We start from the raw sequence: 15,842 nt of genomic DNA, 5'->3' as shown, positions 1-15,842 counted from the left end.
TTATGAACCCACTACTCGAACTGACTCAGGTAGGTATTGAATTCAGCACCGCAAAAGGCAGTTTCCGCGCGTTGCAGAGTGTCGATCTTAAGATTAATAAAGGTGAGTATATTTCACTGATCGGCCACTCCGGCTGCGGCAAATCCACCGTGCTGAATATTGTTGCCGGTCTGCTGCAGGCAACCGAAGGCGGCGTAGTTCTGAATGGTAAAGAAGTGAACGAGCCAGGTCCTGAACGTGCGGTGGTTTTTCAGAACCACTCCCTGCTGCCCTGGCTCAGTGCTTATGAAAATGTCGAGCTGGCAGTAAAACAGGTATTCCGTGGCAAAAAATCCAAAGCCGAAATGAAAGCCTGGATTGAGCACAATCTGGAGCTGGTGCATATGACCCATGCCATGCATAAACGTCCGGATGAAATTTCCGGTGGCATGAAGCAACGCGTGGGCATCGCCCGGGCACTGGCGATGGAGCCTCAGGTGTTATTAATGGATGAGCCTTTTGGTGCACTCGACGCCCTGACGCGTGCGCACCTTCAGGATTCATTAATGGACATCCAGAAAGAGCTGAATAACACCGTCATTATGATTACCCATGATGTCGATGAAGCGGTCTTACTGTCTGACCGCATCGTTATGATGACCAACGGCCCCGCCGCTACCATCGGTGAAATTCTGGACATCGATCTGGAGCGGCCACGTAACCGCCTGCAGTTAGCTGATGACCCACGCTACAACCATTACCGCCATCAGGTGCTGAGTTTCCTTTATGAAAAACAGCGTAAGACTGATGACAGCCTGCCTGCCACGCAACCCCATGGTCAGGTCTCAGGTTCCCAAATAATAAAAGAAAATAATGAAACCCGCGCGATAAACACCCCGGCCGGGCATTCCCATGCTCATACACCGGATCAGGATAAAGCTAACCAGTTAAAAACTGCCTGATTTTAATCAAATACCGGAGAAAGAATGATGCAAACAAAAAAAACGTTGTCAGCTACTGCCCTGAGTTTAGCCATCAGCCAGCTTGTCTTCAGTCAGAGTGTACTGGCAGAAGAGACGGCTGTTGATATGCTGAAAAAAGGTGACGCCATTATTGATCTTCGCCTGCGCTATGAAAGCGTTGATGATGACGATGCTGCCGATAAAGACTCTGCCACGGCACTCACTCTGCGTTCACGCCTGGGGTACGAAACAGCCGATTTCAACGGCTTTAAAGTGCTGTACGAAATTGAAGATGTACGCGCAGTTATCGACGACTATGCTCCGGAAAATACCGATTATGATACCGTTGCCGATCCGGAGAACACCGAGATCAACCGTGCCCAGATCAGCTACAGCAAAGATGGCTTCAGCCTTGTAGCCGGTCGTCAGCGTATTATTCTCGATAATGCCCGCTTCGTCGGTAATGTCGGCTGGCGTCAGAATGAACAAACGTTTGATGCGCTAAAAGCAGGCTATAAAACCGGCGATCTTAACCTTCAATACGCTTACATCGATCAGGTGAACGGTATTCTGCGTAAATTTGATGCCGACGTTACCAGCCATTTACTTAATGCCACCTACTCCGGACTCAAAGCCGGAAACCTGACCGGTTACGCCTATTTATTAAAGGATGACGACAGTGACGCCAAGCTGGATACCTATGGTGTGCGCTTTGCCGGAAAAACGGCCGTCAATGATATTAACCTGATTTACAGTGCTGAATTTGCCACCCAATCCAGCGATGATTTTGATGCCGGTTATTATGCCCTGGAAGGCGGCGTGGTGTTATCCGGCATTACTCTCGCACTGGGCAATGAAACCCTTGGCAGTGATGACGGCGCCTATGGATTCCAGACCCCGTTAGCCACCAAACATGCGTTTAATGGCTGGGCAGACAAATTCCTGGTAACTCCGGCCGATGGTCTGAGTGATACCTATATTAAAGCCACGGGTGCCGTCGCCGGTGTCAAATTGCTGGCCATGTACCATGACTACAGCACTGACGAAGGCAGTGATGATAAAGGCAGTGAGGTTAATTTTCTCGCCGCTAAAAGCTTTGCTGAGCATTACAGCGCTGGTGTGAAATACGCCGCCTACAGCGCCGGTGATACCGGCACCGACAGCGACAAAGCCTGGCTGTGGCTGGAAGCAAAATTCTGATTAAGCATCAGCCTTAATACTCAGTCTTAAAGCAATATGGCGGTGCCCTGTGGTACCGCCATCTGTCAGCGAAGGAGACAGAACATGGCGACAAACATTCTGGTGATTATTGGCAATGGTCTGGCAGCCAACCGGGTACTGGAGCAACTGGGCGAGAACCATCCGTTCAGCGCTATTCAGGTTCTGAGCGATGAACCTGTGGCCCATTACAATCGCATTATGCTCTCACCACTGCTGGCCGGCGAAACAACGTTAAATGCCATTACTCCGCATGATAAAGACTGGTATCAGAGCCGGCGTATTGCTGTTTATCTGAATCAGAATGTTGAACGCATTGATACGCTAACCCAGCAGGTTATCTGTTCCGGTGGTGACCATTTTGCTTATGATGCGCTGATACTAGCCACCGGCTCCCGTTCTTTTGTGCCTGATATTCCCGGTGCAGATGCAAGCAATGTTGTTGGTTTCCGCAGTCTGCGTGATGTTGACACCATGTTTGCACGCTTGCCGGATATACAACACGCTACCGTGATTGGCGCCGGGTTATTAGGGGTAGAAGCCGCCACGGGACTTCGCAGCCACGGCATTCAGGTAACCCTGCTGCACCGTAATCCTGTTTTGATGAACCGCCAGCTGGATGCCACAGCGTCGGCATTACTGGAAAAAGAACTGCTTAACCGTGGCATTGATGTATGCACCGGCTGCACCCCGCTTAACTTGTGCAGCAGCAATGCGCCAAAGCTGCACATCAATACTATTCAGTTTGAACAGGCGGACAGTAATAGTCAGCAACAGCTGAATACCGATCTGGTGGTATTTGCCACCGGTATTATTGCCAATAAAGAACTGGCAGAAAGTGCCGGCATCCGTTGTAGTCAGGGGATTCAGGTAGATGCATTGATGCGTACCAGTCATCCGCATATTTATGCATTAGGCGAATGCTGCGAATTTAATGGCAATACCTATGGTCTGGTCGCTCCTATCTGGGAACAGGCCAGCATCCTTGCACGCCAACTGCACCAGCAATATCAAACCGGTCAGCAGCAGAGATTAAGCACTGCCGATCCTCTGTTGTCGTATGAGGAGCGCGAGCATTTAACCAAATTAAAAGTATCCGGTGTCGATATTCACAGCATCGGTCAGTTTGAAGCAGACAGCAGCACAGAAGTTCTGCAACTACTGGATGAGCATGCGGGTATTTATAAGAAAATACTGTTGCGCGATGAGCGTATCGTCGGGGCCCTGTGTGTCGGCGATGTCGCCGACAGCCACTGGTATTATGAATTAATGCAACAGGGTGACAGCGTTACCGCTCTGCGGCCAACATTATTATTCGGCCAGGCGTATTGTTGATACGGTGCTGAAAGATTATCAGTGACCGCTACTGGCAGAAAAAACATTCATCACCACGACCCCGGCAACAATCAGCACCATACCGATAATAGCCGCCGGATCGAGTTTCTGATCGAATAAAAACCAGCCAATCAGGGTAACCAGAACAATGCCCATGCCCGACCAGATAGCATAAGCAACGCCGACCGGAATGGTTTTTAATGTCAGGGCCAAACCATAAAAGGCAATGCCATAACCAACCACCACCACCAGCGAAGGAATTAAACGGGTAAAACCTTCGCTGACTTTTAACGCCGAGGTTGCGATCACTTCGGCGATAATCGCAATCGCCAGAATCCACCAGGTATTCATACTAGGCTCCCACACTGCCACTGTATTTTTGCTGCTGTCTTTTCACCAGCTGCGCCAGCATCTTTATTGACTCCTCCACATCCACGCTCCAGGTAATGGCTGTATTAATACGGATATAATTAGAAAAATGCTCCGTATTGGAAAATACATCGCCGGGAATAATAATCACCGAACGCTGTGCTGCTTCATAATGCAGATCCATTGCGCTGACGCCTTCGGGTAAACAGACCCAGAGAATAAATCCTCCGGCAGGCTCACTCACCCGAGTTTCGGCAGGAAAATACTGACGAATGGCATGAATAAAACGCTGCATACTGTTCGCGGCACGCACCCGGAACTGACGCAGATGGCGGTCGTAGTGGCCGTTCTGCAGATACGACAGCATCGCGTATTGTGACAGGCTCGCCGCCGAAAAGGTGGTAAATGTCTGCCGTTCTGTTACCTGCCGGTACCAGCGGCCGGGGATGCACCAGCCCACACGCAAGCCGGCCGAAACCGTTTTGGAAAACGACGAGCAGTACAGCACCATACCTTCACGGTCGTAGGTCTTGAGTACCGAAGCCGGTGACTGAGTCTGTCCACGTGCAACCGGGTATCCCGTTTCACCATAAACATCATCTTCAATCACCGGCACCTGATACTGGCTGGCCAGTGCCACCAGTTTTTTCTGTTGCTCTACTGGCATACTGCAACCGGTCGGATTGGAATAACGGCTGCTGACCTGAATCACTTTTACCGGCCACTGCTGTAATGCCAGCTGCAGTGCCTCGACACTCATGCCCTGCTGTGGGTCGGTGGGTATTTCAATAATCTTCAGCCCCAGCATATCGGCGGTCTGCAAAAAGCCGTAATAACAGGGCGATTCAACCGCGACCAGATCACCGGGGTTCGTAACAGCCCGTAAACACAGGGCCAGCGCTTCGGCACAGCCATGGGTAATAACGATATCATCCGCCTGACAACGCACATTCACATCGCGCATACGTACCGCAACCTGATTACGCAGCTCTTCCAGACCGGGTGAAAATAAATAATCAAATACTTCGGCAGAATGAAAACGACTGACTTTCTGAATATGGGTCTGCAGCACCCGCTGCGGTAACCAGTCCGGACGCGGAATCGCAGCACCGAGATTGATCATGGCCGGACGATTGATTTTGGTCAGCATGCCATTAATAAATTCAGCCTTGGTAACAGCACTGGGTTTATCACCTGCCGATAACGGTGGTGTCTGCTGCTCGGCCGGAGAGACATGACCACGGACAAAATAACCCGATTGTGGCCGGGCCGAAATCCAGCCCTGATCCTCAAGCCAGGCATAGGCCTGAGTAACCGTCGAAATACTCACGCCATACTGCCCTGCCAGTTTACGCACACTGGGCACTTTGCTGCCGGCGGCAAACACACCGGCGCGGATATCCTCCGCCACCCGGCCAGCCAGTTGCTGATAAAGGGGTTGTTCTGTCTGGCGCTGTAACACGGTGAACTCCTGAGCACTGACGGCTGCATAGAATCGGCGGCGTGGAATAGGCTCCATGGCCAATTACTCACTGACAAAGCGCATTCTAAAGAAACAACTGTACCGCCAACCGATACAGTTTGGCCAATTCATTCCAGTACAGTTGCCAATAGCAGCGCTACTGTACCGCTGCTTCTCTCCCGGCCTGCGTCTGCTGCCGTAACCCACAGCACGGCATGATGATTCATCAGTTATCCATCGATTCAGCACAAAGGCCATGTATGCAAAATCCATCTCTGACCATTCCTTCTCCTCCTGACAGCAGGACAAATTTACCCGCTAACAGCAAACCCGGAAAATTCGCGATCCCCGTATTCAGTGCCGTACATCAGGCCTTGTTTGCGGTGATGTTGTTTGCCCTCACTATTCCGATGACTCAGGTCGCACTGAACAGCTTTTCAGCCGAGTTTATTGCCGCCAGCCGCGCCGTCATCGCCGGCCTGACGGCCTGGGTTGTCATCGTTATTAATGGCTGGCAACGTCCGCCGCTGCAGGCGTTGCCCTGGTTGCTGCTGGCCGGTGTTGGTGTGGTACTGGGCTTTCCGTATTTACTGAGCCTCAGCCTTACCCGGATACCCGCGGCGGATATGGGCGTGGTACTGGCCGGCCTGCCGCTGGTGACCTCGTTACTGGCCACCCTGCTGCAGGGCGAACGTCATCCGCCACGCTTCTGGTTTTTTTCCGTTGTCGGTTGCAGCCTGCTCGCCGGTTATGTGATCACCACCATCGGCAGTCTGCCTGCTTTTGAGCCACAACATGTGCTGACTCTGATCGCCACCCTGCTGTTTGGCGGTCTGGGTTACAGCGCCGGAGCCAAAGCCGCCGCAATGATTGGTGGCTGGCAAACCATTTGCTGGATGGTGGTTTTATATTTGCCAGCGGCGGCGCTGGTATGGGGTAGTTTGTGGGCTGAGGAAGTGCAAAAGATGCAGCCGCAGAACCTGGCCATCAGCCTGTCTGCCCTGCTTTATCTGGGGCTGATCAGCCAGCTATGGGGCTTTCGTTTCTGGTATCGCAGTCTGGCGACGGCGGGGGTTGCCAAAATCAGTCAGCTGCAATTGCTGCAGCCGTTTTTTACCCTGGCATTTATCAGCCTGATGCTGCGTGACAGCATTACTGTCGCTCAACTGTTCTTTTGCGCGCTGATAGTGTTGATGGTGATGTGTGCGATGAAAAGTGCAAAGCGCTGATCTGCGATCAGGGCCTGTTGACAGGCCCTGAATCAGCCGGAAAAAATCAGCGTCTGTACAATAATCACAAGCAGTAAAAGCCCACTGAGTATTTGCCAGAAACGCAGTGGGTTACGCTCCAGTAACGGCTTTTGCCGGTATTGCCGCTGCAGCGAAGCATTCGGCTGATGCAGGTCGGTCCAGAATTCAGAATAAGCCTGATAACGCTCTGCCGGATTGGGTTCACAGGCTTTCTGAATACAGAGATCCAGCCACAGCGGCAAGTCCGGACGATGCTGCAACAGCGACGTGTAACGCCATTGCGAAAACGATCTCGCTCCGCGCCGGTGTACCTGCTCCATCGCAAAAGGCTGCGCACCGCTGAACAGCTCATAGACCATAACGCCCAGCGAAAATAAGTCACTCTGATGGCTGGCATTGTACAGGCCTGTCGTACCAAGAACAGTTTCGGGTGCAATATAGTTAACCGATCCCTGCGGACATTCTTCTTTAACAGCGCTGTTAATTTCTGCCAGGCCGCGCACCTGAACGGTGCCAAAATCAATTAATTTAATACCACCATCGCGGTCAACCAGCACATTTTCAGGCTTTAAATCACGGTGCACCATGCCCAATCGCTGAAATGCCCGCAGGGCATGAATTAATTGTCCTGTGAGCTTACGCACATCGGCAGCAGACGGAGCCGGGTGGTCATGCAACCACTGGCGCAGGCTGTCGCCATCCAGCTTTTCACAAATATGATAAAGAAAGCGGCTGTTATCCAGTGGCGGGTAAATCTTCATAATATTCGGATGATCGACCCGGCTGCCAACCCATTGCTCGCGCACAAAACCCTCAAGATAAACCAGATCATCCTGAAAATTCAGCGACGGTGCTTTTAATACATAATCTTTGTTATCGCGTAGGTTACGCACCCGATAAACATGGCTGCGCGTACCGGCATACAGAATTTCCTGTATCTGAAAATGATCAATTTTATCGCCGGTTTTCATTACCGGCGGAATCACCCGCTCACACAAAGTGCGGTGCGCCTCTTCCAGATTGGTCTGCGGTAATTGTTCAACCACCAGCAGACAGCAGGTTGCATTGTCGTCGCCGCCCTGAGCCAAAGCCTGTTGCACCAGCTGTTTGCTGCATTGTTCCAGCTGATACTGATTGATTCCGTGGCTGCCGGTTGCAGCCTGCAACGCATTATTCAGAGTCTGCTGTAATTGCTGGGCGGTTAAAAAACCATGCACACCATCGCTGGTGAGCATAAATACATCTCCCTGTTGCAGGGGCTGAGTCTGATAATCGACTTCCAGATGGGTATCCATGCCCAGCGCCCGGCTAAGATACTGACACCCACCCTGCTGATGATTATGATCGCGGGTCAGCAACTCAAGCATACCGTCCCGCAAACGATAAATCCGGCTGTCGCCGACATGCAGTAAATGCGCAGTATTGGATTTTAAAATCAGCCCACTGAAGGTCGTCACCAGACTGTTATGGCGGGCACTGGCCTGCTGACCGTGATGATACAGCCAGGCATTCAGTGACGATAAAACTCTTCCTGCTGCAGTTTTTACATCCCAGCTGTCGGGCGTGCTGTAATAATCCTGCAGAAAATGCGTCACACTGGTGGTGCTTGCCTGCTGCGCATGCTCGCTGCAGCTGACACCGTCGGCGACACACAGGGCCACCCCTTTATAATGCTCCTGGGTGGTGAGACAAGCGGCAAAGGCATCCTGATTTTCGTCTTTCGGGCCTGCAGAAGAGTAGCCGCCCAGCGTGACCATCAGGCGTTTGGCAGAAGGCCGACGGATAATGTCACCTTCAGTGGCAAGACCATATTCCTTGTTTAATGCTCTGTCAGTCTGCATAGATGTCTCGGAGTCAGGCATCAGAGCCCAACGGTCTGCAATAAAAAACCTGTGTAAAACGACATACCGATAATGAATCACAAAGCATGAGAGGGTTGCCCTGTAGCCATTAATATCAGCCCCGTTTTACACAGTGCGCAACAGCGCAATAGGCGATATATCCAAACACGGCACAACTGATGAAGGAAGGTAAGCACCTGCTGTCACCGTATGTCTGGTTCGCCCGATCGTTATACTTATAACTCAGCGCGCCGTTGCAGCAGAGTTCACATCAATCATTTCAACCGTACCATCATCGCGCACCTCAGCAATATGGCCTGCTGGTTCTTCCATGGCCAACAGAGCAATAAAGCCCACGACAGCCGTCGCCGCGATCACCATAAAGAAAGTTGAATAATCCACGAATGACAACACCGTTAAATAGGTCACGGCACCAACATTACCGTAGGCTCCGGTCATACCGGCAATCTGCCCGGTCAGACGGCGTTTGATTAATGGCACGACAGCAAACACAGCACCTTCGCCGGACTGAACAAAGAACGAACAGGCCATTGCCGCAACAACGGCAAGCCACAAAGGCCAGCTGCTGTCGACCATGGCCATCGCACAGTAACCAATGGCCAGACCCAGGGTCAGAATCAGCAGGGTTGGCTTACGGCCGAATTTATCCGACAACCAACCGCCCCCCGGACGTGACATCAGGTTCATAAAGGCATAAGCCGAAGCCACCATGCCGGCCATAACCGGTGTCAGTTCAAATGTTTCGGCAAAAAACAGCGGTAGCATGGAAATAACCGCCAGTTCAGAACCGAAGGTGGCAAAATACAGAATATTCAGCACCGCCACCTGACGGAATTTATAACGATGAATTTCAGCAACCGGTTCTTTGAAAACCGTTTTATTAACATTCCAGACATGGCTGACATCGTACAGATACAACAGCACCAGGCCGATATAAATCCCCACTGCCATGATATCGGTCAGCATGCTGACACCCGCCGGAGACAGCTTCCATGCCAATAATGCCAGCGCCGCATACATAGGCACCTTCATCACCAGCAGAAAGAAAAAATCGCCTTTACTGGTGACTTCCAGCGCACCAACATGCTTTGGCTTAAAGTAGGTAGAGCCTTTCGGTGTATCCGAAACATTACGATAATAAATAACGCTGAACAGCAGGCTAAGCACACCGGTCAGAGCAATGGCATAACGCCAGCCATCGTCGCCGCCAAATAACAGCGCAATAACCGGCAAGGTGAATGCCGCCGCCGCAGAGCCGAAGTTACCCCAACCACCGTAAATACCTTCGGCCGTTCCCAGCTCGTTAGCCGGAAACCATTCACTGACCATACGGATACCAATCACAAAACCGGCACCGATAAATCCCAGCAGAAAACGGGCAATCGCGGCCTGGGTAAAATCATCAGCCAGGGCAAACATAAAACAGGGAACAGAACACAGGGCCAGCAGCAGAGAATACACAATACGCGGACCAAAACGATCCGTCAGCATGCCAATAATAACCCGTGCCGGAATGGTCAGCGCGACGTTAAGAATCAGCAGTGTTTTAACTTCCGCAGCGCTCAGCCCCAGACTGGCGGCAATCGCCTGCAGCATGGGCGCATGGTTAAACCACACAACAAAGGTAATAAAAAATGCGATCCAGCTAAGATGAAGTACTTTCATCTTACCGCTGAAATTAAACAGATTAAATTTTTCGACCGTCATCAGATAATTCATCCGGTAATTAATATCACTGCCCGGTTTCCGGGCAGCGTTTCAACAATTGAAGCTAGGGCCTGTCGACACTAATTAAACAGACCTGTTATCGGCTAAAAATTTCTCAGGCAAGACGCTGAGAGTGTGGGATGTTCAGCACATCCCTGTGCTTCACCCCTTAGGGGTTGGCACGCCAATCTGTTCCAGACAGATTGGTAACGGGTTAAGCGAGCGAACAGCAACGCAGAATGAGGGATTTTTAGCCATAACCCTTCGGGCTGAGGCCAGTTTTCCCCATTAACATCGTCGTTTGTCATTCATTTAACCCGTTAATATCACTCCTCTCTCCTTGTTCTGAGAAAAACTGGCTCTCAGCAGGCCGGATTTACTTAGTGTCGACAGGCCCTATGCAGCCTCAGCCCAGAAGAACCTGCTGCTGCTCCACTCTTACCCGGTAGGTTTTCAGCAACAAATCACTGTCTTCCAGACACTCGCCGGTCGCCAGATCGTAATGCTGTTTATATAAGGGTGATGCCACCACCAGCCGCTCACCAATGGAACCGACAATACCGCGTGACAACACATTGGCCTCACCCAGCGGATCGTAATTACTGATGGCAAACACCTGATCGCTGTCACCGATCCGGAACAGTGCGACCTGCTCGCCCTGATACAGCGCGCACACACCGGTATCCGGAGCGATATCGTCCAGCAGACACACGGTATTCCATTCCACCTGGCTCTGTTCCTGAGCGTTGTTCAGCGTATTTAATAAAGTCATGTTCGGCTCCTAATAATCAGTTCTGCACACTGCTGAGGTTAACCAGTTCAATCCGCTCGGTTGCGGTTGCCGGACGGCGCTGACCACGTTCACGCACATACAGCAGGTTGCTGTCATCTTCATCGGCATTAATAAAATGCTGGAAGCGTTTGAGTTTTTGCGGATTTTCCAGTGTTGTTTTCCATTCGCACTGGTAAGTACTCACGACGCGGGTCATGGCATCTTCCAGTTCGCTGCAGATACCCAGTTTGTCGTCGACCACGACCTCACGCAGGTAATCCAGTCCGCCCTCAAGGTTTTCCATCCATACCGACGTGCGCTGCAGACGGTCGGCGGTGCGTACATAAAACATCAGTACACGGTCAATGGTTTTAATCAGGGTTTCATCGTCCAGTTCGGTGGCAAATAAATCGGCATGACGCGGACGCATACCGCCATTACCACAGACATATAAGTTCCAGCCTTTTTCGGTGGCAATAACACCGATGTCTTTGCTCTGTGCCTCCGCACATTCGCGGGTACAGCCGGATACGGCGAACTTAATTTTGTGTGGTGCACGCAGGCCTTTGTAGCGGTTCTCCAGTGCAATCGCCATCGACACACTGTCGAGCACACCGTAGCGACACCAGGTACTGCCAACACAGGATTTCACCGTGCGCAGCGATTTACCGTAGGCATGGCCGGTTTCAAATCCGGCAGCAACCAGACGCTCCCAGATCTGCGGCAATTCGTGTAATTGCGCGCCGAATAAATCGATACGCTGTCCACCGGTAATTTTGGTATATAGGTCGTATTCTTTGGCAATTTCACCCAGTACGATCAGTTTATCCGGCGTAATTTCACCACCGGCAATACGCGGCACAATGGAGTAAGTACCGTCTTTCTGCATATTACCGAGGAAGATATCATTGGTATCCTGCAGACCGATATGCTCGTCTTTCAGAATGTATTCGTTATGGAAGGAGGCCAGTACAGAACCGACCGTTGGCTTACAGATTTCACAGCCATGGCCTTTACCATGCCCCTGCAATACCTGAGCAAAGGTGGTGTAGCCTTTAACACGGATAATATCCGCCAGCTCAGCACGGGTATAAGCAAAGTGTTCGCACAGATTATTATTAACCTCAACACCAAGAGCCACCAGCTCAGAATCCATCACCTGCTTCACCAGTGCAGAACAACCACCACAGCCGGTTGAGGCTTTGGTCGCGTCTTTAATATCCCCCATGGTGCAACAACCGCCCTGCACCGCTGCCGCCAGATCACCTTTGGTAACATCAAAACAGGAACAGATCTGAGCCGTTTCCGGTAAGGCAGCAACGCCCAGTCCGACGGAAGCTTCACCATCCACCGCTGGCAGAATCAGTGCCGCCGGGTTACCGGGAATATCCATATCGTTCAGCATTAACTGCAACAGCGTACCGTAAGCCTCAGCCTCACCCACCAGCACCGCACCCAACAATTTTTTACCATCGGCAGAAACAATCAGGCGTTTATAGACTTCGGCAATATCGTCATTAAATACATAACTCTGACTGCCGGCAGTATGTCCGTGTGCATCACCAATAGAGGCAACATCAACGCCCAGCAATTTAAGTTTGGTGCTCATATCGGCACCTTTAAAGGCCAGTGCCGGTTCTTCGTGGGTAATTAACGAACTGACAATATGTGCGGCACTGACTTTGGCCATCTGATAGCCGGGAGCAACCAGACCGAAAATTTTGTTATCCCACAGTGCGCATTCACCAATGGCATAAATATCGTCATCGGATGTCTGACAGTAATCGTTAATAACAATACCGCCACGTTCACCCAGATCCAGTCCGAACTGACGCGCCAGTTCATCCTGCGGACGGATACCGGCAGAGAACAGAATCATATCGGTTTCCAGAAAACTGCCATCGGCAAAATTCATGCGATAGCGGCATTCCTGCCCGGCAACAATTTCTTTGGTATTTTTTTCGGTATGAACAGTAACGCCCAGATCTTCGATTTTACGGCGCAGTAATTTACCGCCGCCTTCGTCCAGCTGTACGGCCATTAAACGCGGCGCAAATTCCACGACATGGGTTTCCAGCCCGGCCTGTTTTAACGCGTTTGCGGCTTCCAGACCTAACAGCCCGCCCCCCACAACAACACCGGTTTTACTCACGGCGGCCGAGGCAGAAATCGCTTCAAGATCTTCAATAGTACGGTAAACCAGACAGTGATCCTGGTCTTTGCCCGGAATTGGCGGAACAAAAGGGTAAGAACCGGTTGCCAGTACCAGCTTGTCGTAACCTTCTTTACGGCCACTGGCGGTGGTGATGGTTTTTTCATGACTGTTAATGGCCACGACTTTATCGTTCAGGGTAAATACCACGCCCTGACGTTCATAATCATCTGTTGTGGTCAGTGCCAGATCAGCGGCGGTATAGCCGGAAAAGTATTTGCTCAGCTGTACCCGGTCATAAGCCAGACGCGGTTCTTCTGAGAAGGTAACGAGTTCAAATTCGGAGGAATGTTCGGAGGTGGCAAGAGTGTTGATAAAGTTGTGTCCAACCATGCCGTTGCCAACGACGATAATACGCTTTTTGCTCATGGGATGGCCTCGCTATCGGGTCATAATCTGATTTCTCCTGTATTTGCATCGTTGCTCTATTTTCACACCACGCCGTTGCAGTGCAAAAACATCACAAGGGGTTTAGCAACATGAATGCCAAAGAATAAATTTGCCCTGTTTTCAGCAATCAACAGCCTGTTTATGGCGCCGGATCGGGTTTTATGCAGGGAAAGTGCACCAGAAAATATCGGATAAACCGTAACCTGCCCTTATTAAGGGCAATAATGATCCCGGGCGAAGATTTACGGTAAGGGTTGCACAAAAAGATCCGCCGCCGCGCCGTTCAGACACCAGACAACGGCACCAATGAAAGACAAGCCGGAATAAAAAAGTGCAAAAGAGGTAAAGCCATAGACTGGGTATGAGACAAGCTTAGAAACAATGACATGATTGGCAGGCAAGAGTAATAAAAGGGGCTGCGCTGAGATTGGATTCCTGCGATGCTCAGGCCGTTAAACGCTCACTCTGTGAAGCGGATTCGCGCACTCGCCACACCGGATTCAGAGAATTCCGCGTGTGGCTTTTTTTATCCGTGTCCGGATACCGGATGATCCACACAGACAACCCGATCACGACCCGCAGCTTTGGCTTCATACAAGGCAACGTCTGCCTGCTCCAGCAGGGCATCTTCCATAACCCCGGGTAAGCAACGTACCAGACCTCCGGAAAAGCTATAGGAGAAATCACTGAACGGTTTCTCGCGCAATTCTTCGGCCAGACGTTCAAAAGTTCGCCGGGCAACCGCCAGCGTCGTTTCCGGCAGCACCACTATAAATTCTTCTCCTCCGATACGGCCAATAATGTCGCCGTCACGCAGACTGTCTTTTAACTGCAAAGAAAAATGTTTGATAACCCGGTCACCGACAGCATGACCATAGGTATCGTTTATACGTTTAAAACGGTCCAGATCGAGCAGCGCAACGCACAGTTTATTGCCATAACGCTGACAGCGAAGCACTTCTTCCTGCAGGCGGCGCATGGATTCACGCCGGTTCAGCAGCGCGGTCAGCGAATCACGGGTCACCAGATTTCGTACCATACGGCCGCGACGGATACGCGATTCTACGGCAAACAACAGATCAACCGGCTGCACCGGTTTGCTTAAAAAAACATCGGCGCCGGTACACATGGCCTGCACCTGAACTTTGGGGCTGATTTCATTCGACAGAAAAACAATAGGCACGCTGATCAGATTATCCTGCTGGCGTATAACCCCGGCGATTTCCTGCCCATTAATGCCCGGCATATAGAGGTCAAGCAGGATCAGATCGGGGATATGGTTCTGCAGATAAGGCATAAGCTCGGTCATGGGCTTGGTAATCACATGGGTATGAAAACCCGCCTCCTGCAGAGTAGAAGAAAGAAACTCCGCCACAGAAGGCTGATCGTCAACAATCAGTACCTGATAAGGGTCGCGTTCATAGCGCTCCGTCAGAGCATTAATTTCCGCCAGAACCTGATCATCGTTAACCGGCGTGGTAATAAACGCCTGCGCCCCCATGCGTATTGCGACCATGCGCTCTTCCAGGCCGCTGGCTGTGCTGATGGCCAGCACCGGCAGATGCAGATTCTGCTGTGCAAGCTGCAGCACACGTTGCTGCTGTTTGTTATTGAGAGAATCAAGATTAACAATCAGGGCGCAGGTGTTATTACCTTCGTGATGCAGCAGATGCGATATGGATTCCACCTCTTTCAGCCGGTAACCCGCCGCACAGATTTTTTCCGCCAGTGATGGCGGTACAGTACCGGTACCGAACGTCAGAATGGTGATCGGCATACCCGGCTGATAGTGCTGAATACGGCGATTCAGCAAAGGGATTTCGGCGAGCAGTCGCTTTATTCCGGGGTTATTTATTTCGTCAGTCATCGCATACCGGGCCTTTCTGTACAAATTGATCCGGCACACCTGGAGCCGATCTTCAGAGTGTAGCAACGATTCTGCCTGCTTATAGCGCAAACTCAGGCAGTGCCTGCTAAATCACAGGCACCTTCGCACCAATTTGAGTCATAAAGACCAATCCGCGCTCCGCTAAAACGCATTTTTATTCTTTGCCAAATCAATACCGGCCGACGAAATACTGTGCCGCCCTGCACGGATGATCCATTCTGCGCCTTTGCCGTTCTTTTTCAGGGCAGCTCTGCAGGATTGGCATTTATCTTGAATTGCTTCAGATAACGAAGTGGCCGCTACCTGGCTGTTTCCGGCATCAACGCAGATGCCAACCGTCATACACAGCGCTTACAAGGCCTGTCGCGACGAAACGTATGTTGTGCAGAATGAGCATTGGCGCTCACAGGTAAAAACCTGTGGGCGCTTTTTTTTG

At 51.2% G+C, this 15,842-nt stretch carries 11 protein-coding genes; 4 read left to right on the top strand and 7 right to left on the bottom strand.

What is annotated here, in order from left to right; genetic code table 11:
• The first annotated feature begins 2 nt into the window (after positions 1-2).
• From HUF19_RS07665 to HUF19_RS07655, 3 genes are all read left to right on the top strand, one after another.
• Entirely contained in the window at positions 3-941 is a 939-nt protein-coding gene (locus HUF19_RS07665; RefSeq protein WP_260999228.1) for an ABC transporter ATP-binding protein, read from the top strand.
• Between the two features lie 24 nt (positions 942-965).
• On the top strand, positions 966-2,141 hold the full coding sequence (locus HUF19_RS07660; protein WP_260999227.1) for an alginate export family protein: 1,176 nt from the start codon (positions 966-968) through the stop codon (positions 2,139-2,141).
• Between the two features lie 84 nt (positions 2,142-2,225).
• The gene (locus HUF19_RS07655) at positions 2,226-3,494 is read left to right on the top strand and encodes an NAD(P)/FAD-dependent oxidoreductase (protein WP_260999226.1); all 1,269 of its coding nucleotides are present in this window, start codon (positions 2,226-2,228) and stop codon (positions 3,492-3,494) included.
• Positions 3,495-3,512: 18 nt separating this feature from the next.
• Here the strand turns inward: HUF19_RS07655 and HUF19_RS07650 are convergent, their stop codons facing one another.
• A complete protein-coding gene (locus HUF19_RS07650) occupies positions 3,513-3,845 on the bottom strand; it encodes a DMT family transporter (RefSeq protein ID WP_260999225.1) in 333 nt (110 codons plus the stop codon).
• A 1-nt stretch (position 3,846) separates the two neighbouring features.
• The gene (locus tag HUF19_RS07645) at positions 3,847-5,325 is read right to left on the bottom strand and encodes an aminotransferase-like domain-containing protein (protein WP_260999224.1); all 1,479 of its coding nucleotides are present in this window, start codon (positions 5,323-5,325) and stop codon (positions 3,847-3,849) included.
• 260 nt (positions 5,326-5,585) lie between these two features.
• Here HUF19_RS07645 and HUF19_RS07640 point away from each other — a divergent pair, with 260 nt between their 5' ends.
• A complete protein-coding gene (locus tag HUF19_RS07640) occupies positions 5,586-6,554 on the top strand; it encodes a DMT family transporter (RefSeq protein ID WP_260999223.1) in 969 nt (322 codons plus the stop codon).
• 32 nt (positions 6,555-6,586) lie between these two features.
• On the opposite strand, the gene HUF19_RS07635 is transcribed toward HUF19_RS07640, so the two are convergent.
• The 5 genes from HUF19_RS07635 to HUF19_RS07615 form a co-directional block, all read right to left on the bottom strand.
• Positions 6,587-8,416: a bifunctional protein-serine/threonine kinase/phosphatase gene (locus HUF19_RS07635; protein ID WP_260999222.1), complete on the bottom strand. Its 1,830-nt coding sequence runs from the start codon at positions 8,414-8,416 to the stop codon at positions 6,587-6,589.
• A gap of 243 nt (positions 8,417-8,659) precedes the next feature.
• Positions 8,660-10,144: a NarK family nitrate/nitrite MFS transporter gene (locus HUF19_RS07630; protein ID WP_260999221.1), complete on the bottom strand. Its 1,485-nt coding sequence runs from the start codon at positions 10,142-10,144 to the stop codon at positions 8,660-8,662.
• A gap of 406 nt (positions 10,145-10,550) precedes the next feature.
• Positions 10,551-10,916, bottom strand: a complete 366-nt coding sequence (nirD, locus tag HUF19_RS07625) for a nitrite reductase small subunit NirD (protein ID WP_260999220.1) — start codon at positions 10,914-10,916, stop codon at positions 10,551-10,553.
• A gap of 16 nt (positions 10,917-10,932) precedes the next feature.
• Positions 10,933-13,497, bottom strand: a complete 2,565-nt coding sequence (nirB, locus tag HUF19_RS07620; RefSeq protein WP_260999219.1) for a nitrite reductase large subunit NirB — start codon at positions 13,495-13,497, stop codon at positions 10,933-10,935.
• 547 nt (positions 13,498-14,044) lie between these two features.
• The gene (locus HUF19_RS07615; protein ID WP_260999218.1) at positions 14,045-15,385 is read right to left on the bottom strand and encodes a diguanylate cyclase; all 1,341 of its coding nucleotides are present in this window, start codon (positions 15,383-15,385) and stop codon (positions 14,045-14,047) included.
• Positions 15,386-15,842: the final 457 nt, after the last annotated feature.

Origin of the sequence: Thalassolituus hydrocarboniclasticus (assembly GCF_025345565.1) — a bacterium.
Classification (GTDB): Bacteria; Pseudomonadota; Gammaproteobacteria; order Pseudomonadales; family Oceanobacteraceae; genus Venatoribacter; species Venatoribacter hydrocarboniclasticus.
This window is presented reverse-complemented; position numbering and strand designations above follow the sequence as displayed.